The sequence below is a fragment of the Vibrio sp. B4-6 genome (assembly GCF_963888245.1).
In the GTDB taxonomy this organism is placed as follows: domain Bacteria; phylum Pseudomonadota; class Gammaproteobacteria; order Enterobacterales; family Vibrionaceae; genus Vibrio; species Vibrio anguillarum.
Map to the genome: position 1 here is coordinate 90,745 of NZ_CAWPIM010000055.1, position 24,356 is coordinate 115,100.

10 protein-coding genes are annotated in these 24,356 nt (G+C 47.3%); 3 read left to right on the plus strand and 7 right to left on the minus strand.

Annotation, left to right across the window (positions count from 1 at the left end; all coding sequences use genetic code 11):
- Positions 1 to 95: 95 nt before the first annotated feature.
- The 7 genes from AACV20_RS13305 to rtxH form a co-directional block, all read right to left on the minus strand.
- A complete protein-coding gene (locus tag AACV20_RS13305; RefSeq protein ID WP_088732562.1) occupies positions 96 to 698 on the minus strand; it encodes a histidine phosphatase family protein in 603 nt (200 codons plus the stop codon).
- A complete protein-coding gene (gene cobU, locus AACV20_RS13310; RefSeq protein ID WP_017044834.1) occupies positions 695 to 1,264 on the minus strand; it encodes a bifunctional adenosylcobinamide kinase/adenosylcobinamide-phosphate guanylyltransferase in 570 nt (189 codons plus the stop codon). Before cobU ends, AACV20_RS13305 begins: the two co-directional genes overlap by 4 nt.
- Positions 1,264 to 2,064: an adenosylcobinamide-GDP ribazoletransferase gene (locus AACV20_RS13315; RefSeq protein ID WP_013856643.1), complete on the minus strand. Its 801-nt coding sequence runs from the start codon at positions 2,062 to 2,064 to the stop codon at positions 1,264 to 1,266. The genes cobU and AACV20_RS13315 overlap by 1 nt, the downstream gene beginning before the upstream one ends.
- Entirely contained in the window at positions 2,064 to 3,092 is a 1,029-nt protein-coding gene (cobT, locus tag AACV20_RS13320; RefSeq protein ID WP_170907451.1) for a nicotinate-nucleotide--dimethylbenzimidazole phosphoribosyltransferase, read from the minus strand. Before cobT ends, AACV20_RS13315 begins: the two co-directional genes overlap by 1 nt.
- A 192-nt stretch (positions 3,093 to 3,284) precedes the next feature.
- Positions 3,285 to 17,381 (minus strand): MARTX multifunctional-autoprocessing repeats-in-toxin holotoxin RtxA, encoded by a 14,097-nt coding sequence (gene rtxA / locus AACV20_RS13325; RefSeq protein ID WP_170907452.1) that lies wholly within the window; start codon positions 17,379 to 17,381, stop codon positions 3,285 to 3,287.
- 22 nt (positions 17,382 to 17,403) lie between these two features.
- Positions 17,404 to 17,865 carry an RTX toxin-activating lysine-acyltransferase RtxC gene (rtxC, locus tag AACV20_RS13330; protein WP_170907453.1) on the minus strand — a complete coding sequence of 154 codons (462 nt, stop codon included), beginning with the start codon at positions 17,863 to 17,865 and terminating at the stop codon, positions 17,404 to 17,406.
- A 15-nt stretch (positions 17,866 to 17,880) separates the two neighbouring features.
- Positions 17,881 to 18,216, minus strand: a complete 336-nt coding sequence (rtxH, locus tag AACV20_RS13335) for a protein RtxH (RefSeq protein WP_013856638.1) — start codon at positions 18,214 to 18,216, stop codon at positions 17,881 to 17,883.
- A gap of 303 nt (positions 18,217 to 18,519) precedes the next feature.
- Between rtxH and AACV20_RS13340 the strand changes: the two genes are divergently transcribed.
- The 3 genes from AACV20_RS13340 to AACV20_RS13350 are packed head-to-tail and all read left to right on the plus strand — an operon-like array spanning position 18,520 to position 24,114.
- The gene (locus AACV20_RS13340) at positions 18,520 to 20,628 is read left to right on the plus strand and encodes a peptidase domain-containing ABC transporter (RefSeq protein ID WP_170907454.1); all 2,109 of its coding nucleotides are present in this window, start codon (positions 18,520 to 18,522) and stop codon (positions 20,626 to 20,628) included.
- Positions 20,625 to 21,977 carry an HlyD family type I secretion periplasmic adaptor subunit gene (locus tag AACV20_RS13345; protein ID WP_170907455.1) on the plus strand — a complete coding sequence of 451 codons (1,353 nt, stop codon included), beginning with the start codon at positions 20,625 to 20,627 and terminating at the stop codon, positions 21,975 to 21,977. Before AACV20_RS13340 ends, AACV20_RS13345 begins: the two co-directional genes overlap by 4 nt.
- A gap of 1 nt (position 21,978) precedes the next feature.
- Positions 21,979 to 24,114 carry a type I secretion system permease/ATPase gene (locus AACV20_RS13350; protein ID WP_170907456.1) on the plus strand — a complete coding sequence of 712 codons (2,136 nt, stop codon included), beginning with the start codon at positions 21,979 to 21,981 and terminating at the stop codon, positions 24,112 to 24,114.
- Positions 24,115 to 24,356 lie beyond the last annotated feature (242 nt).

The window sequence follows — 24,356 nt, forward strand, 5'->3', positions numbered from 1 at the left end:
CAAAATACGCTTAACCAGAGGCCGGCGTTAATTGCCGGGAATTCTATCATTAAATCTGATAGTTACTCCATACTCTACTGCATGCTCACCCGGTGCTAAATTTGAATTCCGATGCTCTTCACACTCACATTCTTAGCGTTATCTTTTCCTATTTGGATATGAGTTAATGATTGATAGTCGATATTCAACACACTATACCAATATTGGTTTTGCCAATCAGTGCCTAGAACATTGGCAAGTATCATTCTGATTGTTCCACCATGAGCGATGATTAAAGTGTCTTGCTTGATCTCTTTAATCTGAGCCTCCCAAGCACGAGTTACACGCTGATGAAAATCGGCCAAGTTTTCTGCATTCGGTAGTTGATGTTGGGCCGGATTGGTCCACAAAGTTTCCACTACTGGCCACATCGATTGCAGTTCATCAAAGGCCACGCCATCGACGTCACCAAAATCCATCTCTTGGAAATCAGGCTCAATTTGGTAATCCAATTTCGGCTGCTGTAAAACCAGTTGCTGCGCTAAATCATGGCAACGGCGTAGCGGCGAAGTAATGATGTTTGAGAAGGAGTAACGGGATCTCAGCAAAGTATGAGCGATCTGCTCTTGCCGATGCGCTTCAACGAGCACATCTGTTTTACCATTGAGCGCAGGCCGACCGACGGTTTTACCGTGGCGCATCAAATAGAGATTGATCATTGTGAGCCTTTTAAAGCGATGTCTTTTAAAACAATCGGTAAGCCCGCCGCAATAAAGCTCACTCGGGTTGCTAACTTGGCTAGCGCTTGGTTAAGCCAGCCCGCGTTATCGACAAATAAGCGCGAAACCTCCCCCATCGGGATCACGCCAAGGCCCACTTCGTTAGCGACGATAACCAAAGTGGCGGGCGTTTGCTCAACGGCAAAACAGAGTTGCTCGACTCGCTTTTTTATCTCCGCTTCGTGAGCTTGCTGGCCATGGTTATAGATAACGTTATTCAGCCACAGCGTTAAGCAGTCCACCAATACCACATCATGTGCCGAAAAAGTGGCAATTAACTCAGGCAGTTGTTCAGGGCATTCGTGCTCTTGCCATTCCGACGTTCTTTGCTGCTGGTGGTGAGCAATCCTTGCCTGCATTTCATCATCAAACGCAATCGCGGTGGCAACATAGTTAAGCTGAGCCTGCGGCAGCCGCATTAGAAGGGCTTGGTGTTCTTGCTTTGCGGCCTGTTCAGCGAAACAAGACTTACCGCTACGCGCGCCACCCAAAATCAAATGCACCATTATTCAATCATTCCCATGCTCAAATAACCCAACCCAGCGAATACAATAAGCAGCAGATAGATCAGCAGTTCCATAATCTGTTGTGCAGCGCCAAGGCAATCACCCGTGAAGCCACCAATACGCGCCATCAACCAAGCTTTGAAGAAAATACGAAAAACTACAGCAACCAATACCAAACTTAAGCTTACCTGCCAACCAAACCATAACGCAGGCGCTAAGCCGCACAGCAGTAGAAAAATGAGCTCTGGAAGGGTTTGTTTATTGGCTAGCGGCTTACTTTTGCTGCTATCGAGATCGCTTACATACGGCATGTCGAAAATCAACGATGCCGCTATCGCACGGCTAAAACTGTAGCCTAGTACCCACACCATTAATACGTTGCCATAACCAAGTAGCGCCTCTAAAAAGAGAAACTTACACAGTAGCGCCATCACTAAACTGGCCGCACCATAAGTGCCAATGCGGCTATCTTTCATGATGCTCAAACGGCGCTCAGCCGTCATTCCTCCGCCAATGCCGTCCGCCATGTCAGTTAAGCCATCTTCATGAAACGCCCCTGTTAATAGCAAACTAACCACCATCGTCAGTGCGATGCTTACCTCGTTTGGTAAAATCAGGATCAGCACACTGTAGATGGCACCGCAGATCGCGCCGAGTAATAGACCAACCAAGGAAAAATAGCGCCCAGATCGGTTCATTCGTTCACTGCAATAGGGCGTATTGTTAGGAATAGGAAGGCGCGAGAAAAAACTCAACGCCAACCAGAACAGCTCTAATTGATAAGCGAAAACGCGCAGCATTACACTGTCACTCCTGCGTCGGCAAAACTGGCCATGGTGTTGTAAAACTCGGCGGCCGCTTTGACCAAAGGTACCGCTAATACAGCACCCGTTCCCTCACCCAACCTCAACCCTAAATTAAGCAGTGATGTCGCGTTTAACAGTTCCAGTACGCGTTGATGGCCCGATTCATGGGACTGATGAGCAAAAATCATCAACTCGCGGCAATCTGGTTCAATAAGTGTGGCCACATACGCGGCTACCGTGACGATAAATCCATCCACCAGAATCGGCGTTTGCTGCTGGTAAGCGCCTAAAAATGCTCCGACCATTTGCACAATTTCAAAGCCGCCTACTTCCGCAAGGACCGTTTCTGGATCCAAACCACGGCAGCGTGTTACACCTTGCTTCACCAACTGTATTTTTTTCTGATATTGCTGTGTTGAAATGCCAGTGCCGTAGCCAACACACTGTTCAACAGAATGTTTAGAAAGTGCCGCTAATATCGCAGAAGCGCTACTGGTATTGCCAATGCCCATTTCACCAAACATCACCATATTGGACCCCGCACGGATCACCTGCTGCACGGCCTGATTGCCTAGCAATAGCCCTTGTTTCACTTGCTCTACAGACATCGCCGCTTGGCGAGCAAAGTTCTCCGTTCGGCTACCTAAGCGCTGCACAAGAAAGTGCGGATTGTCGCTTTCTACAGGGAGTAAAATCCCGCAATCTATTACTTTCATCTCGACTTGATTGCTGCGACAAAAACAGTTGATGGCCGCACCACCCGCCAGAAAGTTAAGCACCATTTGCTGAGTCACCGCGCTTGGCGCAATGCTAATGCCTTCATCTGCAATGCCGTGATCGCCAGCAAAGACCAGTACTGTAGGCTTATGAATGGTGATCTGCTGAGTGGGCTGAGGCTGATTTTGACTTTGGATTAAGGCGAGCTGGTGTGCTAATGACTCAAGTTGGCCCAGCGCTCCCAACGGTTTGGTTTTTTGATCGATTCTTTGCTGTATTGCTTGGCTATGATCTTGTTTTAACATTGCTTTTGGGCTCTTCCATGAAAAGAGAAGAGTTTACTCGTATTCGCTAGTATCGGCTAGGTTTTGCCTATTTGAGCCTAAAAAAACACCCCCTGTTTTCTACAAAATCAGGAGGCGTTTTTAGGTTTATATGGGCGCTATTGTCAAACAGACACGCCCACAAAGGCTGGTTTTAACCCATGAAAGACATGATTACGACAAGCTAAACTTCCCGGTATTCACATCCGACCATGCGGCCATAATCGCTTGCTGAGGCTGAGAAGCTAATCCATCCATAAAGTTGCTTTCTCCCACCTTAGGCGCGAAGGAACTCATCGCTTGAATGAGGTTGTCTAACGCATTATCAGTCAAACAGGTATATTCCTGCTCGCCTTGAGCGTCTTTTTCACCTAAACCGATAATAAGTTTGGCTCGATTATTTGCAAAATAATCATTGAAAGTCACACAACCTAACGCATCAAATAGCGTTTGATCGGAAGAGGTATCAGTATGGCGTGCCATAGAGATTTTCAGATCGTAACCACTACGCTCAAACCATAAACGGTTCCAATCAATACCGTTGAAGATGATGTTTTCACCTTGGCGAATATCTTCAACCACGTTATCGATCACCTCACCACTGACCACAAAACTGTCTACGCCAGCACCGCCTTTGAACGTATTTTGGTAACCCCCAAGCACCATGACATCGCTACCTTCACCACCGTTTAATGTGCTGAATTTTGAGATGGCGGCGGCAATTAAGTAATCCTCGCCCTCGCCAGCATTAATCGAAGCATGGTAACCCATCAGTTTGACTTCATCGTTTCCTTGGCCAGCATCAATTCGGTTGTGATTGCCAAAGACTCTCGCAAAGTCATTGCCTGCACCAAGATCAAGTTGGTTGTTATTACCGATGGTTACAGCAAAGTCTTGATCGTCTCCCATGTCCACACGGTTGAAGTTACCTGAAGTGACCGCATAGTCATTACCTGACCCCATGGTGATCTCACCACCTTCGCCAAAGACAAAGGATTGATCATCACCCGCGCCCATAAAGACGTGGTTAATGCGTCCGGCCACAACTGCCGTATCATTACCATCACCGCCGAACATCATGTTCTCGCGACCCATTAAAACGCCCATATCGTGGCCTTCACCGCCGGTGAAAATATTGGAGACTCCCGTTGCGTAGAACACATCGTCTCCACGTCCTCCCCAGAAGTTATTATTGTCGCCTAGATAAGCGCCGAGATCTTTACCGTCACCACCCCAGTTGAAGTTGTAATTACCCAGAGAAACGTTCATATCGCCATCCCCTTGCAAATGCCCACTGTTACGAAGGAAATCAAACGTTTTATCCTTCATATTGAGCAAATCGGCGGTTAGATTCTGCTTCAGATTACTGACCAATGATGCCATCTCTGCCTGCTTATCTTTGCTAAACATGGTGGCAAATAAATTGGGCAAATTGAGCGCATTAAAACCAAATGCGCGCTCTGGTTTGGTTTCTTCAACAGTGGCTGATACGTTTTCCGTTGCCGCAGGCGCGCCATTGAGAGTCACTTGCGCTGTATCGTTTTCCTCTGGTGCTTTCTCTTTCAGTCCATGACTTTCAGCAAAGGATTGAAGACCATCGGCCCCCATATCGATTCCCGCTTTGAGGCTATCTAGCAATTTTTCTGGGTCAGTAAATGCGCTGAGCTGCTCACCACCAAACTCGCCTATCACTTCTAGCATCTCTTTTAAAATGGCAACGCCATCTACCGCTTCATCAGTACGAGAGACTATTTTGCCATCAGCGGTGTAATTGACACCGAAGATATCACCTAAAGTCGTCTCTGCACCGACCTCAGCAAATTTACCCAGCAGCTTATTCTTAAGCTGACGAGGCAAGTCTTGCGGATTATAGGTAAAGGTCGTTTGAGCCATTCCCGTTGCTGAGAATTGCTGGGTTAACACGCCAAACAATGAACCGAGATTGGTATCCAAAATCGCTTGGATGTTGTCTCCGAACATAAAGTTCCAGTTGCCCGTGGTGACCTGAATATCGGCTCCTTGACCACCGACCGCGAAGTTAAAGGCCAACTTCTCGTTCATTTGACGGAACTTATCCGCACGGCTCATCTTGCCAGTATCATTATTACTATTGCCACTTAGCCACTGGTTGTACTTTTTATTCAACGTTGCTTCAGCGTCAGACTTCAAGCCGCGGCTGCTGCGCTCATTCTGAGAGTCCAAATCAACCAAACTGCTGTAGTCAACACTGCTAGTTTGATCGAGACCGGACATCTCTTTGACAAATTTTTTCGCACCAGAGAGTGTCCACTGCTGTTCTTGAGCCGCTAACCAATCGGCACCCTTTCCTGATTGTGCGATGCTTTGTAATACTCCTGAAATACGTGATGCACCATCAAATGGATTGACCAGTGGCGGTGTCGGGATCGACTTATCCATCATCACGATAAGGTCATTACTGCGACCCATATTGAAACTTACGTTGCGGTTACCCATAAACATTTGAGCACCTTCAAGCGCCTGATAACCAGCGATGTCGACACTATGTTTGCTGTCACCATTACCAATATGAACCATGACATTGTTGTCACCAAAGGCCAGCGACTTAAAGCCTCCCGTACCCACTTTAATACCAACATTTGACGTACCCCAGTTAACTGCGGTGAACTCACCATCACCGACGTTGACCTGAATATTGCCCGAGTAGCTGAGCTTATTGTCACTGCCCGCCGATGCCGTAGTATCCGTTTCCGTTTTACGCTTTTCAGGTGCTTCAAACACCTCACTGTTGTCGCCGATGGCACCACGTGCTGGCTCATTAACCTCACTCGCACCAACACGAGCAAGATGGATATCCCCTTCCGCCACACCGTTACGAATACGTTCATCTCGCGCGATCACTTGCCCTTGCTCATCCCAAGTCAGTGATACTTTGTTGTTTTCGGCCTTTTGAACCCAATCACCATTCGCGTCCTTGGTATGCTTACGTCCCGTTTCGTCTACCGCAAGTTCAGAGTTGCGAACAGACACATCGACGCGAAGACCATTGGCATCCATGGCATTGATAAATTGATGGCCAAAGCCTTTTTGCTTGTCATCACTCACTAAAGAGCAACCGACAATACTGATATGGTCAGGCTTGTTGCTGATGTTTTCCGCTTGGCCGAATGCCTGCTGGAACTTCGCCAATTTCACTGCAAGTTCATCGGCACTGTAGCCACTTAAGCGAGTGTTGTTGTGTTCTGAATCATCACGCCCATGGCCAACCAATTGCCAGCGCAGCTTTCCATCCAGTTTCGATGGGTCACCATACACCACGCGATAGTTGCCGTCTGAATCGATCTGCACCACCACACTGCTTTCTGGGTGCTTACCCGCAAGGTTCGCAGCGGCTTTTGCAACGACATCATCGTTCTCCATTTGCACGATGATTTGACCATCAAAACGGCTTTCACCGCCGTCCGCTGTCGGAGTCACAACAACATGTTCCCAGTCATTCACATTTTGGTTGTGAAGTATCTTTCCACCAGCCAATGCTTCTTTCGTATCATCTACAGCTTTTGCATTGCCATCGACATCTAAAGCACCGGGCTTTTTAATCGGTGTAGCGTCAAACACAGGTAAATCGAGGATCCCCTGCATGGTGGTCTTATCACCAAAGGTTGGCTTGTAGCTTGCTAACGTGTTGCCATCCATTACCACCACGCGGTTGAAGATTGCTTCACCTGCGTCGTTTTTACCCAGCTTATAGCTTTGAGCCATGTTCAGATCGGACTTGCCGAAGAAACGCGTTAGGTAGTCGCCAAACTTCTCTGCTGATGAGAACTCAACAATACCAGCATTTGGATCGTAGAAGCCGTAAACACGATCGTCGCCTGAGCCTTTTGCCCAAGCTGCCATCGCATGCCCCGGAGCATCAAGTTCCAACAACACAGGTTTGCCGTTAGCCGATGCATCAGTGATTTTCTCAACCACACCGTTTACGGTCAGCGCTTGCTTCCCTTCCAGCTTTTCCTGCCACACTTTCATCGACGTATCATGCATTGGGTTCTTCGCATGAATGGCCGCTAAGCTGCTGAGCAACTTGCTTGCATTGGCTTTTTCACTGTCTGAGTAAAGGGTTGGATTGCTCAGCACCGCTGCCGCAGAGTACATCTTCTCCAGCAGTTGTCTTGCCACGCCAACTTGACCATCGTTTTCCAGCTGTTTCGCAACCAAAACGAGTTTAGAAAGTGGATCACAACGTCCACCAAAACCGTCATTCGATAGGTTCAACAGCATTAACTGTGGCGCGAGCTGTTCAGTCGCTTTCGCATCCACCACGCCAGCAGAAGCAATCTCACGGAACAATCGGTTGTACTTCTCAGACTTGTTCTGGAACGTCACTTTCAGTGCACGACTTTCGATTTCCCAAGCAAGCGCACCTTTTTGCTCTGCGCTCCAGTTGCCTTTAACAAACAGATCCACCAGTTGCTTGATGCTCATATCTGAGCGGAAGCCGTCAACGATCTCCTTCGCATGGTCGTTTTTGTAACCATTTAGGAAATCTTTAGTGGTACGAATGTCTTTCGATTTACCCGGTACGCTCGTATCAGGTTTCAGCGCGTCGCCATAGCGTTTAAAGTCTTTCTCTAGCCCTTTCAGCACTTCGCCCGCTTCTACCGCTGCTTGCTCTGCATTAAACAGACCGGAGACAATTTGATCCGCGTACTGCCCCATCAAGCGGTTGCTCGCTTCGTGGCCATAGAAGGTTTGTTCACCCGTGACGTTGTAGCCAGCAATCGCGAGTTTAGCTCGTAGCTTCTCGCCTTCTTCGCCTAAACCTTCGTTGTCCGTTAGCAGCAGAATCGGCGTCTCTTTTGGCAAGCCTTTTAGGTTCTTCTCCACTGAGAACTGACCGTTAACCGCTTTCGCGATAGCCCCTACAATGCCCGCTGGATTCGCCACTTCATGAGCGGTGATCGCTTTGGTCATACTTGGCATAGGACGGTCAAGCAATAAGCCAGAAACCGCTTGGCCATTTTGCGCTGCATAACGGGCTAGATCTGCGGCAATCGGGCCACCCATTGAGTAGCCGTGAATGATGATGTTGCTTGGGTCAATACCCTTGTCATTCACTAGGTAGTTGAACATGGTGCGAGCATCTTGGTACAAGCCTTTTTCGCTTGGTCCGCCGTCGCTTTCACCATAGCCACGCAGGTTGACTGCGAGCATGTCGATACCTTGTTTCTGGTAGTGGTTGCGAATCTCGCTCGCTTGCTCTTCAGCAGAAGAACCAGAACCGTGCAGGAACAACACGACTTTGCCGCTGGTCGCGCTCGTTTCAGTGTCGCTTGATACAGCTCCCTGATGATAGTACCCCGTTAGACGGCCCGATTCCCCTTTCAAGGTGACTTTCTGCGATTCACCTTGTTCTACCGCATGGTCAAGTAGGGTTTGCGTGATTTCGCCAATCTTACGGCGAGCTTCTTTATCGCCATACAACTCGTTATTGAGGAAGCGAGTCAATGGGCTCAGAGATTCTTTATCGCGCGGTGGCGTACCATCATTTTCGATGGCGACGGTTTCTTTCTGCTTCTCGTTGCCTGATAGAGCATCAAGGACATCGCTTACTTGATGACTTTGCTTCTTAGCCACGATTTCTAACTGGGCCTCTTGTAACGCTTGACCAAAGTTAAATAGCTCTGTCGGCGTCCAAACACCAAACTTAGGCAGCCATGTGTGACCAATGAGTTTATCTGCCCCACCCGCTTTCAACACTTTAGCGACCGTGCTAGAGCAGTTTTTGGTGAGCAGTTGATAACGCGCATCCGGGTCGTTACTTAGACGATGCCATTCTGCCTGCATTGCCGCAGTATTAAGCCCTTCTAAGTTAATGCGGAATACACGGCCTTCATCCGCTTGGCTGGCCTTAAAGGCTTCGATTTCTTCCAGCGCTCTTTCAGCAAACTGACGAACCACATTATCGATGCGTTTTTCCACCAGGGCAGGATCGCCACTCGCTTTAGCTTGTTTCTGTAGCTCTTCGGCAAAACGGTTTGCTACATCCATCATGTCGTAACTGGTGTCATTCCACTGTTCAACGAATGGTTGGAATACATGTGCTGGAATGCCTGTCGTTTCAAGTATATCCGGGTTGCCCAGTAGCACACTCGCGTAACCTCCAGAAGCGTCTTTGTAAGAGGCATCAATACCTTTAGCGGCATTGAGTTTTTCGATAAAGCGTTTCAGCTTAGTTTCGCCGTCATTCAAACCAAAGCCATCGTTTTCTTCTGACACCATATCATGCTCAAGTGTGTCATTTTGATGAGCTGGTTGGCTGAAGTCGCTCCAACGCAATTTAAGATCAGGCTGATTTTTTGTTGCAACGTTGAAGATATTACGGATATTGGATGACTTGCTACCTAGTGGCCACCAACTCACATAATTCTGCTTGTTGAAATCAGCCGCGGCTTGACCTTCAAGCTGCGTGCGACCTTGGCCAATTTGCAATGCGGCGTGACCTAGTGTGCTGTGATCACTCGGCTTCCAGATGTACATGGTCGCGCTCACTGGCGACATGTGCTGTTCAATCGCTTGGTGTACTTTGTTTAACCCAGCAATATCAATACCTTTACCATCTTTTGCAAGATCGTTTGCAGAAAGCCCTGCGAAGATCGTATCGGCAACAACTTGACCATATTCATGACTTACGGCTGCTTTTACTTTTTCAAGTACAGCATCGCTACCGCCTAGCTGATCGATATTGGCAAGATTACCTTTGCCCTTAGTGACGAAATCGCCATTTCCATCCAGATACAGATGTTTACTCTCCTTCAAGTTGGCGTTATCAAGCTGGTCATACAGACGGCTAAAGCTATCGTGAGTTTTGATGCTTTGCTCTGCGACTGAAAGAACCGAAACTTCATCTAAACGCGTATTCACCTGATTTAGCAGTGAATTCATTGCTTCAACACGCCCTGAGTCTGGGTGTCCAAGTACATAGCCTTCAATTTTTTTACGCAGGTTAAGCAGTTTTTCCACTGACTCCAGCTCGAAATCAGCATGCTTAGTGATAAAGAAGTGGTATTCAGCCAGCGCGTCAATCACTTGCTGATAGCTTTCACCACGGATCTTCCCTGTAACACTGGCAGCATCGAGTAATTCGGTGACAGACATCAATTCTGCTTTGGTGTTGTACGTCCAAGCACCCTCTTCTTTTTGTGCCAAAACACGCGTGCGACCCTCATGATGTGAGATAACCTTGTTATCCACCAAAAAGAGCTCATCGGGCATTTGTTCAAAATTATCGAAGTTGGCCAAAATGAAACGCTCAATGGATTTTTGTTGAGCTGCATCTTCAGGATTATCAAGAAGAATAGTCTTTCTCTTTCCATCGGTTCCCGGCCACGATCGAACTTCAAAACCTTTATCGCCTTCTTGCACCAAGAGATTGCGCTCAGTACGAAGTGAATAGAATGGTAGAGATTCACGCAACATGCTATCGATCGCGCTTAGCTTCACATCCAGTTCAACCAGCGTATCGGCCTTGTAACCATCTGGATTGTCGGCCAAAAGATCAGCTTGTTTTTCGTGACTCAACGCATCAAAGCGTACTTTAACGGCAACACCAGCATCAGTTAGCCTGCGCCCAATATCTTCGACAGGAATATCTTTGTATGCTGAGACTGGCTTATCCAGCAGTCGGATTTCACCCACTAATCCTTCGCGTTGCAATTGACGCAGCGCAGGAAGTTCAACATTCCAGAAATAGTTGCCAAGACGCATGCCACCTTGGGCAATAACATAAACATCATTTTGTGCGCCCGTTGCATAGACTGAACTCCAAAAACCCGTATTACTGAACGTTGCTGCATCAATTGACGATTTCAATTGATTTTGCTCAGCGTTATCTGGGTCGAGGAACATGCCCCCCCAACGCATCAATTGCTTGTTTAGGTCGATTGCAAACGCATTGCCCTTAACATCAATGTCGTAAACTACCTTTTTGCCATCAACCTGCGCATTGTCGAGTACGTTTCGGTATTCCTTAAAGTTTCTACCAGACCAGAACGAAACAATGCTTTTCTCACCGTGTGGCGCTTCAAAACTATAACCATAGCTCTCAAGCTTGGTGAGAAATTCAACGCGCTTGTCCCAGTCATAATCGAGCGTAGCTTCAACAAACAAAGTGGCTAATGCTTGCGCTTGATCTTTCGGTACTTGGTTGTCAGTGTGTTCGATGTAGCCACCAACAAATTGAATCATGCGCTCCTTGGCTTCATCAGAGACATCGGCATCGACGCGCTCAAAACCTGGAACTGGTACATACTTATCTGTCGCCGCGTCATTATCGGTGTCTAGCCAGCGATAAAGATTCGCCACTTTTTCTGCGCGAGCAGCTACAAGCGATTCTGCAGAGTCATGCGAAGCTTCGCCTAAGCTTTCAAGGTTCACCCCTGAAATGTGAATCTCTTTTCGGCTCACATCCTGAGAGGCCGTTGTTGACACAACAATGCTGTCGGCGTTTGTCTCAGTGAACATAGAAGTGACAGAACTACCCGTATTTTTCGCTCGAATTCCTGCGTTAATTTGCAGGCGGTTGACTGCATTGGTCGCACCTTCTAAGGCTTCTAGCTCTTGCTCGCTCAAACCTTCGCTAAAGCGGCCATCAGCGTTTGTTTGACTGTCAGCGTTGATATGGCGGCCCGCAACACCAGCGGCTTCGACGCTATGTGCTTGACCCACAAGGCCGCTGCCCGCAACACCTTGACGATCAGGTCGATCGCTTTCGTTTTGCTTAGCCCCTTTCGCATCATTCTGCACTTGGTTGGCTTTATGTTCCGCGTTCATCGCATCGCGATCACCACGCGATTGCGCGTCGTTTGCTGCGCTGTGTGCGTCAGATTCGGCTTGTTTCGCGTCATTGCCTTTTGCCAAAGCATCAGCTTTACGTTTTTCAGCATCAGTTTTAGCATCAGCAATGCCTTGCTCTGCACCCGCCAGGTTTTGCTCACCTTTTGCGACGCCTGCTTCCGATTGTGCAACCGAATCTTTGACTTTGTTTTGATTGTCCGCGTGCGTCTGTTTCGCGGCAGCAATCTGCTCACCAGAAACCTGTTTTGCGTTGTCCAATTGGGTTTGAACACCATCAAGCAAGCCACCGGCAAAATCGTTGCGCCATTGGTCGCCCGACTCACCCGTATGCGTGGCTTTGTCATCGAGCACATCGAGACCTTGTGCCAGTTCGGTCAACTCAGCCGTCACGGCTTCCGACTCTTCTTTCACTGCATCGCGTTGAGCTTGACCATTATTTTCCAAGGCTTGTTGGTCGGTAGATTCCAGCTGGCTTTGCGAACCTGCGACAGCATCGAGCTGTTTCTGCTTTTCTTGTTCTAGACGCTGGCGATCCGCTTCTGCGCGCTCTTTATCTGATAGGGCATTCTGCGACGCTTGATTTTGCGTTGCATGCTCACTCACCGCATTAGTTTGCTGTGGCGTTTCTGATTTCGCAACTACGTTATCTAAGATATAGCCCAACCCATCATCGTGGCCTGTGCCTTTGAATTCGATACGATTACTGCCGGCATGAGCGGTCAGCTTTAAGGTTTTTTGCTGCCAAGCAGAGGCGTCACCAGACGATGAGAAAACCACTTCGCCGTTCCAGAGAACGTCAATGCCTTCGTTATTAGAAATGCCTGCACGTTTTGCAAAATCAAAGCTCACAGCAATGACCTCGCCTTCCGTCAGGTTCTGAATATCTTGGTAGATAGTCGTGCTTTGATCTGTTGCCAATTCAGACACATTGTTACCGTGCCCATCCCGCTCCAAACCATATGAACTTGCAGAAACATAAGCTTCGACACCATGCGTAGAACTCCAACCGAAATCACTCTGCTCAAAATCGCCATTAACAATGAGATTTGGCCCTTGAACTTGGTCCGAAGAGTCGTCAACGCTGAGCGCATTTTGCATTTGATTGAGATCAGGTGCGTCTACCTTGGTCACACTACCTGTTAGGCTGTCTCCCAAATCAGAGCCCACTTCTTCAATCGCCTCCATTTGGAAGCCATCCAGCTTGGTGATTTCAGGTGTCGCAATCGCACCACGGCCTTTATGCGTGCCGGATGATGATGCTTCATCGCCTTGCACTAAGTAGTTGATTGCTTGGCTACCACCTACACCAAGTACGGTTTGCTTGATGTTATCAAACAGGGCGGAGAGCTTGTTGCTACTGGTGTTGCTCGACGCGACCGCCAAACTGTAGAAATCACCATTACCGATTTTGATCGCCACGTTGTTTTGAGCGTAAGAAGCATTAACCCCTAAACCATCACCAACATGAATATTAGCGTTGGCTTTACCTTTCATGACCGCGACGTTCAAACCATCGCCGATTTTGGTATTGACGTTGTATTGGCCCCAAGCAACATTGACCGAAATACCATCACCAACCACGGTGTTAATATTGGCATCCCCATAAGCGGCGGTGACGTTTAGGCCATCTCCCACTCGAGTCGTTACGTTCGCTTTACCTTTCGCGGCGGTCACCTGCATACCATCACCGACTTTGGTGACGATGTTGCCCTTACTCCAAAGTGCGTTAAAGCTATCGCCATCACCCACTTGAGTCACGATGTTGGCTTCACCTTTGGCTAGCACAACATTTCGGCCATTACCCACTTTGGTGATAACGTTGGCTTTACCCCAAGCACCGGTATAATCATCACCATCACCCACATGGGTAATGATATTGGCTTGACCTTGCACGACAGAGACTTCTTGACCATCGCCCACTTTGCTGATGACGTTGGCTTCACCTTTGGCAAAATTATAGCGATCTCCATCACCTACATGAGTAAACACGTTAGCTTGACCCCAAGCCACGTTAACACCCAAGCCATCACCGACTTTGGTAATAATGTTTGCCTTGCCCTTGGCAATACCAATGGTCGTGCCATCTCCGACATGAGTCATCACGTTGCCGATATCGGAAATCAACAAACCTACCGTGGTGCCTTCGCCCACTTTGGTGAGGATATTGCCTTTACCCGCCAATACAGCGGCGGTGGTTGCATCACCGACATGAGTCACGACGTTGGCTTTCGCCGCGGCCACAACACCCATGAAATCATCACCCACTTTGGTGACGATATTGGCTTCGCCCAGTGCTAAGACACCGGTTAAACCATCGCCGACATGCGTCATGATGTTCGCTTTACCGAACATCGCCGCCAGCGTTGTGCCGTTACCGACTTTGGTCATCACGTTCACTTCGCCCGCAAATATTCCTAAGCTGGTTCCATCACCGACATGGGTGTAGATGTTAGCTTTACCGACCATCAGCGCAGCGGTGAGATCATCGCCCACTTTGGTCATAATGTTGGCTTGACCGATCATTGCAGCAAACGTGCTGCCACTGCCTACGTGAGTGAAGATATTGGCGTTACCAACCATTGCAGCGAGTGTGGTTCCATTACCCACTTTTGTCGCAACGTTGCCTTTGGCTAACATCAGTGCCACCGACATGCCATCACCAATGTGAGTGAAGACGTTGGCTTCTGCCACCATTAACGCGAGAGCATCACCGTTGCCTACTTTGGTAAAGACGTTACCCAAGCCGCCCATCAGCGCCCAAGCATTCCCTTCTCCCACATGGGTGAAGATGTTGCCAGCACCAATCATGACCGCAATGGATGTTCCATCGCCCACTTTAGTGAAGATGTTGCCTGCGGCGCCCATTACGCCAAGTGTTTGGCCATCACCAACATGCGTTAGCACGTTGCCAACACCAAGCATAATGCCTGTCGTGTCGCCATTCCCGACTTTCGTTAGAATGTTCGCGCCGCCTACCATTACGCCCGTTGTGGTGCCATCACCGACATGGGTGAGTACGTTAGCGCCTCCGCCCATCACAGCAAGGGTGTTGCCTTTGCCTTTTTTGGTGAGAATGTTTGCGCCGCCGAGTGCCACCGCCGTGGTATTCGATAATTGATCATCACTGCTGATATGGGTAATCACGTTCGCACCACCCAGCATGCCCGCCGTGAGTTCACCATCACCCATTTTGGTCAGTACGTTTGCGCCACCAGCCAGTACCGAAGCCACATCGCCTTGACCGACTTGCGTCATGACATTGAAACCGCCAGCCGCTAGCCATAGTGCATCACCACTACCGATTTGCGTATGCGTGTTATAGCCGCCCAGTAGAGTAACTCGACTATTGCCTTGGCCTTTCTGTACCGAGATGTTGCCGTAAGCCAATAAGTGAGCCAGATAGTCACCGTTACCGACACGAACCAGCACGTTCAACGCACCACCCGCGTAAACATCCATCTTGCCTTGCTGACTTTGGTGCACTAATACGTTTGCCAAACCTGCGCCGCGGAAGGTGAGATCCCCTTCTTCGCCACTTTTGACAATCACGTTCGCCGCGCCAGCACCGTTAAATTCAGTGTTACCGAACTGAGAGCTATGCAGGATCACGTTGGCAAGACCGCCACCGTTAAAGTAAACATGACCGCGTGTTACGTTGGATTTAATAACGTTACCGCCACCGACACCATTGAAATGAACATCGCCAGAGCTTTCGCCGCTATCACTTACGGGTTTGAATAAGGTTTGATCCGTGTATTCGTCGATATCGGCCACTGTTTCGCTGGTACTTCTTACCGCGTTAACGCTGTAATGCAAGTCGCTGAGCGAGTAGCCCCCTTTGCCCATTGGGTTATACCCAGTTGCAGACGAAATATCTTGGTTGGCTATATTGGCAGTGTGATCACCTTCTTTATACCAAGAGCGAGCTTGATATTTCAGCGCACCGGTTTCGGCATCGTTAGCCAGCTCAACCACTACAATTTTTGTGTAAGGCCCAAGCACTTTAGCGTAAACATAAGTGTTGGGTTTGCGGTTTGATTTCACCGCTTTGACATCAACCTTAGTGCCATCAGCATAAATCGCGTGACCACCCATTTTGGCATCCGACAATGACACATCTTTCGCATCAATCACCGCACCATTGGCGTAAGTCACCCACTCATATTCAGTCAAGCTTTTCTCAACCGCATGAACAGTCACTGATTGCTGATGTTCAATGGCAATATTAGAAAGGGTGTAACCACCGTTGACTGGATTGGACTCAAAGCCACCTGAAGAAGAAACATCGGAATGAGCAAGATCGGTTAAGTAATTACCCTGCTTAAACCACGCCTCTGAGTAGTACTTGAGTTTGCCGGATTCGGCATCGTTATAGAGACGGATTTTGTTGATTTTGGTATAATTACCATCTGCAATAGCAAACAAATAGGTATTGGGCTCTCGCTCTGATTTTACGGCGTTAACCGCATGGAACTTGTTGCCGTTATCAATCGATAAACCGTGCATCTGTGCGGCAGTGAGAACGATCTCATCCGCTTTGGCATATTCCATACCTTGAGCATCAAAGTCGCCGCCACTACCTTTACGAGTAATGGTGTTATAAGCACCGCCGCCCGAGAAATGAATATCACCATGTGCCACATCAGAGTAAAGGCTGTTGTAACCACCTACACCTTCGAAGCGAATATTACCGCGTGTTTCGGTATACACATCGTTCGCATTGTGCGTACGCTCAATTCGGTTGGATGCCCCGGCACCCTCTAGGGTAATATCCCCAACTTTGCCTTTGCGAACCAAATGGTTATCCGCACCAGCGCCACTAAAGTGCAGGTTACCGCTTTCAACACGTGAGCTAATACTGTTAGCAAACCCCGCGCCGACAAAACGCACATCACCTTGAGAACCTTGATACTGATTAAACCAAGTACGATCGATTTTATTGCCCGCACCTGCACCTTCGAAATTCAAGTTTCCATGATTGGTTTCATGCCAGATAGCGTTGTAGCCACCAGCACCTTGGAAAGAAACATGGCCTGATAACCCTTGACGCTTAATGTGGTTGTAAGCCGCAGCACCCGCGTAGCTGATGTTGCCATGCTGGCCGTCATGACCAATATCTACACCACCAGCAGCACCTGAAAATGAGAGATTACCGTCTCCGTTTTTCTTGATGTCAGCATAACCCGCAGCGCCTCGAACGCTCAGGTTCCCCGTCGTATCCTCAACTTTTAGATAGCCGGCCCCCGCCGATACCGTATCGTTACCTGAACCGGCATATACCGTGGCTCCGATCGACCCCAGATGAATATGATCATCTCCGCCATAAGCATGAATTTCGCCGCCAAAACCGATGGCAACAATGTCGTTATTTCCATCGTCGGCGGAATAATTTCCGGTGAAGAAGTATTCGACACTTCTCCAAAATGGTTTTCCCATAGACTGTGGCTCTTATTATTATTTAAATAGAAAACCACTGTACCTTACGGATACAGCGGCCGTTTTGCGTGTCGATTTTGCCGCGGACAGTACACACTTTTTGCCCTTTCCACGGCAAAAAAACACGCTGTCGTAAGTCATTGACGATTTGACGTCCGTGACCAAAAGGAGCAAGCATTTCAGGAATGTAGATATGATCACCAGAGCGCCAGTCAGCGGCTTCGATTTCTCGTTCACCGGACAATAGCAACTCTCTCACTTGCTCAGACAAAAACGCCCAATTACAAAATGCAATTGGACGTCCTTGTTCATCTTCGTAATAGCAAAACTGATTTAACTCAAATGATGGCATAATCCGTTGCTGCCATTCACTGATAAGATACCGCTGATGCAGAGGAGAATATTGGCTGAGTAGAAGAATCCCACCCATCATTTTCTGCATCATTGCACGATCCAGTTTCGCCGCGTGATGTTGAATCAACATACGCTAAGCCACCTTTTATTTTTTCGTGCGTGTCACGCGTTTTTTAGCAGGCTCAATACCACTCTCGTTCTCTTGAGGTGCTTCACTCGGTGATGGTAGAAAACCTGCGGCAATTAATTTTTCTAACTCTTCGTTCATACGAGGATCTTCAAGCATATTCTTAACCATCGAAACCATATACATAAAACCAGAAGCAGGCATATGAATCACTTCTTTTAGCTCTAAGTCCGTATCACTTTCCGCCATAATACCGTTTGCCATGTTGGATTGATTCTGTCCAACAAAATAGAGAGAGAAAACACCTTTGTTATAATTAACACTCGATACTGTTTGGACAAATTTCTCAGACATAAATAAATCACCTCATAATTTAAAAAGAAAATAAAAAAAGATTAAAGCCACTTATAAAAAAGTAGCGATAACCCAAAAATGATTTTTAATGTTATACAGCATTTCAATGGCATGCAACCATACAATAACGCTAAGTCATGAATAAATTAACAAAACCAAAATATTACCGAATACAAGCAACTGATAATTAAAACCTTTAAAAACCGCAATTAACTAATCAGACCAGATAATATTTGAGCATCTATTGATATTAATGATATGATCCGCCCCCTTTCTTTTTCTGGCCCTTGAAGAATCAAATATATGACTGATTTAAATGAAAAAAAAGCCATGCTACATTGCTTATCAGTCTACTTACCGCTGATCGGAATTCGTGAGATAAAATTAGACATCTCTAATGAAACGCCATCCAATGCAATTGATTCAATAATAAAAGATTTAAAAGGAAGAAATTATTTAGTCACTGCTAATAAAGTGAAGTCTTTTACTGGAATTACTAAAATAAAGAAACCGATTATTTTATTTAACAAAAATAATCACCCATTTATTTTGGCTAAAGTTGAACAGGATAAATGTTTAATTCACCCATGTGATTCAGATACCCCAAAAGTAGTAGATGCAAGCTATTTAAAACAGAATTGGAATGGCAAAACGCTAGATATCAAAAAAAAGCAATCCTCTTTTGATATTCGTTGGTTCTTACCTGAATTATCGCAACATAAACATTTAATCGCTGAGATTGTTTTATTCTCTTTCGTACTGCAAGTTATTGCACTTATTACACCGCTATTTTTCCAAGTCGTGATGGACAAAGTATTAGTGCATCAAGCCCACTCGACACTCGATGTTTTAGTGTTCGTCTTAGTTATTTCTGGAATAGCTGAGGTATTGCTACGCGGTTTACGCGAATATCAATATGCTCATACCGCTAACCGCATTGATATTAAGCTTGGCATTAAATTGGTTCACCATCTGTTTGGTTTACCGCTGCTGTTTTTCAAATCAAGGCAAGTTGGGGCGATTGTGACTCGAGTAAGAGAGCTCGATACCATACGCGAGTTCATCACAGGTTCGATGTTTACCCTCACGATTGATCTCGTTTTTCTCGTGATCTTTTTCTATGTGATGAGCTTACTTTCTGGCGGGCTAACCTTATTGGTATTGGCCACACTGCCGTGTTATCTCTTTTTGGCTTGGTGGCTAACCCCAAGGCTGCAACAAGCGATTGAACAACAATTTACCCATATGGCGCACAACACTTCGTTTCTAACTGAAACCGTCGCGGGGAGTGATACCATTAAAAGCTTAGCGACTGAACCTCGCTTTATTCGACGTTGGGATACTCAAACCGAACAGATGATATCGAGCAACTATGTGGTTCAGCAGTGGAATAACCGCTCTAGCCACGCAGTGCAGTTCATCCAAAAAATAGCGAGCGTCTTTCTACTATGGATTGGCGCATCAGAAGTGCTCGCGTTACAAATGACCATAGGTCAACTGATCGCTTTTAACATGCTCGCCAGTCATGTTGCACAAACTCTTGCCCGGCTCGTCGAGCTGTGGGGGCAATTTATACAAGCGCAAATTGCAGTCGATAAACTTTCCGACCTACTCAATTTGCCCACCGAGCAGCAGCAAGCCAGCCATCCCCTACAACTGCAAGGTGCGATCACTCTCAGTAAAGTGAGTTTCCGTTATCAACCCGATTTGCCGCTGACCATCAATCAGCTTTCACTCAATATCCAAGCGGGTGAGAAAATTGGTGTGGTCGGTGGCTCGGGGTCGGGAAAAAGCACCTTGGCTCGGCTTTTACTCAAGCTGTACAGCCCTGAATCAGGCCAAATCATGTTCGATAACACCCCACTCAAACAGATCGGTGTTCATGAATTGCGTCGCCAGTTGGGGGTGGTATCACAAGAGAACTTTCTCTTTAGTAAAAGTGTTAGTGACAACATTGCCCATTCAAAGCCACAAGCCTGTTTGGATGAGATTGTGCAAGCAGCAAAATTAGCGGGCGCTCATGATTTTATTTTAAAGCTGCCACTGGGTTACGACACGATTTTAGCTGAAGGGGGGCAGTCACTTTCAGGCGGGCAACGACAACGTTTAGCCATTGCCCGCACACTGCTTGCAGACCCTAAGATTTTGATTCTTGATGAAGCCACCAGCGCTTTAGATGACGAATCACAAGCCATCATTCAAACCAATATGGAGCAAATTGCCGCCGGGCGTACCGTTATTACCATTGCACACCGCCTCTCTACGGTAAGAGAGTGTGACCGGATTATCGTGCTGGAAAAAGGCGAGATTACAGAGCAAGGCACGCATCTACAACTTCTCGCAGAGCAAGGCAAATATTTCCAGTTGTGGCAACTGCAACAAGCATTAAAACAAGAGGATGAGCGAGTATGATCTCTCAGTTAAAGAAGCTTCGCTCTAAGCGCCCGAAAACGAACGGCTACTTTGAGTTTTTACCCGGCCATCTTGCTCTACAGCAGAGCCCACCCTCTCCGTTTGCTCGCATCACCGCCATCACGCTAAGTGTAGGGTTACTGCTCACCTTACTTTGGACCTATTGGGGGAAATTGGATATCCAAGCGACCGCAAACGGGCGGCTGTTAGTCCCTGGGCGCTCGCAAGTGATTCAGTCTTACGAACAAAGCCGAGTAGCACAAATCCATATAGCAGACGGCGAACGTGTCGAAAAAGGGATGCCCTTACTGACTCTGGACACGTTAGGCGTTAGCCAAGATATTGAACGTTTGCGTCATCAAATACGCTATCAAACCCATGAATTTCTCAAGTATCAAGCGTTGCGTGGTAAGGCTGTTCTAGCTCAACATCCCCTGTATTTGGCATTGGCACCTTCGGCGCAGCAAGAGGTCATTGACAGCTTTGATACTGAAAAGAACGAATTCACATCGGTGTTGGAAAACTTGCGTGCTGAAATGCAGGTCAATCTTGCTTCCCAATCCTCACTTGAGGTCGATATCAGAGGCTTAAAACAGTTAGTGAGTAATATTACTCAGCGCCTTGATGCTCAAAAAAAGCTCAAGCAACAGCGTTTAATAGGTCAAGTGCAGTATCTGGAGCAGGAAAAAGAGTTATTAGAATCCGAACGAGCGTTAGCCCAGCAAACATCACAACAGCACGTGCTGCAAAAGCAATATCTCAACCTAGAAGAGCGTTTAAAAGCGCTGCGTGCGCAAAAAGCCAGAGAGTGGCAAGACAAAAGTCAGCAAGCACACCTACAACTCTCAGCGTTGCAACATGAACTGGACAAAGTACGCGAACATGAAGGATTACAAGTGGTTCGCTCTCCTGTCACTGGCACTGTACAGCAATTGAGTGTTCACACCCTTGGAGCGGTCTTACAACCAGCACAAAATTTGATGATTATTGTGCCTGACGATTCGGTACAAGTCGCCGAAGTTAAAATTCTCAATAAAGACATTGGCTTTATTTATGCTGGCCAACCCGTGACGTTGAAAATTGATGCCTTTCCTTATACGCGTTACGGCACCTTATCGGCGACATTGGTCCACGTCTCCAGAGACTCGACAATGGATGAGCAACTTGGGTTGGTTTTTCCCGCTCAAGTGCAATTGTTAAACCACACAATTGAGGTCGATGGTGCCTCTGTTGCCTTATTACCCGGTATGTCTGTCGTGGCTGAGATTAAAACCGACCAACGTCGGATCATCGATTATCTACTCAGCCCAATCCGAGAATATCAAGCTGAAGCATTGCGAGAAAAATAGAGTGGATACCTTAACCAACACCGTCTCAACGGTTCATGATCAAGAAAGCCATGGCGCATTAGCGGCCCTCTCGTTTGCCAGCCTTTCATTTGATAAGAAAGTCACGCCATCACAACTGATTCATACACTAGGCGTTGCCGAAAATGAGCTCAGTGCTCTCGACATTCAGCGAGCCGCTCAATCTATTGGTCTGAAAAGCCGAATGATCACCGTCAGAGGAAGCGAGCCGATCCCGCTACCTGCATTGGTCAAAATCCGTCAGCAATGGCATGTCATTCATGCGCTAAACGAGTATGGTTGGACCTTGTACGATCCCATTAAACAGCGCTATTTCGAGTTCCCGTTGGCGCAAGGATCGTCAAGTTCCTGTTATGAGGTCTTATTACTGATTGAGCAGAGTATAGAGCCAAGCGATGTCGCTTTTGGCCTCCGCTGGTTTATGCCTTCGATACTTCGTCAGTCAAAACAGCTACGTGATGTGTTTCTGTATTCGATTGTGCTGCAACTGTTTGCCCTGTTTGGTCCCAAACTTTTTGAAACCGTTATTGATAAGGTTCTTGTGGGGCGAAGTTTGTCGAGTTTGCACGTTTTAGCGCTGGCTATGCTTGCGCTAGCCATTGCTGAACCTCTTTACAGTTATTTGCGCAATACGGTTTTTGGTCATCTTTCTAGTCAAGTCAATGCAGAGCTATCGGGGCGGTTGTATCGGCATTTGATTAATCTTCCATTAAGTTATTTCAAGCAGCGTCAAACGGGGCAAATCATCGCCCGCGTACGGGAAATGGGGCAAATACGTCAGTTTTTGACGGGCTCAACCTTAATGCTGCTCTTGGATCTCATTTTTATCACCCTCTTTATTGGTGTGATGTTTCATTATGCGCCAGCGCTCACCGGGCTGATTATCGGTTCATTAGTGATTTATTTTCTGCTGTGGTTAGGTATTGGACCTTGGGTTCGTCACAAGGTAACGACAGAGTATGACGCAGAAGCAGAGACAACCACCTTCCTGACTGAATCTATAACGGGTATCGAAACAATCAAGACAACCGCAACGGAAGCTCGATTTTTAGAACGGTGGCAGCAAATACTCAGTCGACAAATTGAATGCGCGTTTTCAGCCCAAAAAGCCAGTTTAATTGCTGGGCAATTGATTGCCTTAGTGCAGAAAATAGCCGCTGCCATTTTACTTTGGTGGGGAGTCAACTTAGTAATCAATGGGCAGCTCACTCCCGGTGAATTGGTTGCCTTCAATATGCTAGCAGGGCATGTTACTCAACCCGTATTGCGACTTGCGCAAGTGTGGCAAGATTTCCAGCACACCTTAGTAGCCTTGCGTCGCGTTGGCGACATTCTTAACGAACCGGCTGAAAATAGTAAAGATGGCCTTGCTTCCATCCCTTCTGTTCAAGGAGGCATTGAGTTTAAAAATGTTCGCTTCCGTTATCATATCGATGCACCGGAAGTCTTAGCGAATCTCTCGTTGACCATCGCTCCGGGGCAATTTATTGGTATTACCGGGCCTTCCGGATCAGGCAAAAGTACATTAACGAAACTGCTACAGCGTCTTTATGTACCTTTGCATGGGCAAGTCTTGGTCGATGGTATGGATCTCGCCATTGCAGATCCGGTCTCGTTAAGGCGCAGCATGAGTGTGGTTCTGCAAGAAAGCATGCTATTTGCAGGCAGCGTCGCCGACAATATTCGTCTTTGTAAACCCGATGCAAGCGATGCAGAGCTGATAAACGTTGCAAAGCTTGCTGGTGCGTTAAGCTTTATTGAAGCGCTGCCACAAGGGTTTGAACAACAAGTAGGAGAAAGAGGTGCCAACTTATCTGGCGGGCAACGTCAACGCATTGCACTGGCTCGCGCATTGTTAGTTAACCCAAAAATCTTACTGCTTGATGAAGCGACTTCAGCGCTCGATTATCAGTCAGAGGCGGCCATCATGAGCAATATGGAAACCATTTGCCATAATCGAACGGTGATCAGTATTGCACATCGGTTATCGACGATTCGTCATGCCGATAACATTATCGTCATCGAAGATGGGCAAGTGGCCGAGCAAGGTACTCACGAAGCGTTGCTCGCACATGCAGGACTTTACGCACGTTTATGGAAACAACAAGTCAGTGGTTAACTTTCTCTCCTTCAAATGGGTTAGGTATAAAAAATCTCCCCAGAAATTACTGGGTCTTAAACTTACTCACTAAATTATTCAGATCATCAGCTGAACTCGCGAGATTTTGTGAGTTCAGTAGAGCTCGGCTCGATACAACCACACGCCATAGATATTTTGCACTCTCGCGATATGCTTGCCTTGCTCAAGAAGTATCAATGACTTGCTTAAATAACTCACCGATCGGTTCATTTACCAGCACA

Coding starts and splice junctions, on each gene's coding strand:
- AACV20_RS13305 (WP_088732562.1), bottom strand. CDS start 698: ATGATCAATCTCTATTTGATGCGCCACGGTAAAACCGTCGGTCGGCCT.
- AACV20_RS13315 (WP_013856643.1), bottom strand. CDS start 2,064: ATGCTGCGCGTTTTCGCTTATCAATTAGAGCTGTTCTGGTTGGCGTTG.
- cobU (WP_017044834.1), bottom strand. CDS start 1,264: ATGGTGCATTTGATTTTGGGTGGCGCGCGTAGCGGTAAGTCTTGTTTC.
- rtxC (WP_170907453.1), bottom strand. CDS start 17,865: ATGTTGATTCAACATCACGCGGCGAAACTGGATCGTGCAATGATGCAG.
- rtxH (WP_013856638.1), bottom strand. CDS start 18,216: ATGTCTGAGAAATTTGTCCAAACAGTATCGAGTGTTAATTATAACAAA.
- AACV20_RS13345 (WP_170907455.1), top strand. CDS start 20,625: ATGATCTCTCAGTTAAAGAAGCTTCGCTCTAAGCGCCCGAAAACGAAC.
- cobT (WP_170907451.1), bottom strand. CDS start 3,092: ATGTTAAAACAAGATCATAGCCAAGCAATACAGCAAAGAATCGATCAA.
- rtxA (WP_170907452.1), bottom strand. CDS start 17,381: ATGGGAAAACCATTTTGGAGAAGTGTCGAATACTTCTTCACCGGAAAT.
- AACV20_RS13340 (WP_170907454.1), top strand. CDS start 18,520: ATGACTGATTTAAATGAAAAAAAAGCCATGCTACATTGCTTATCAGTC.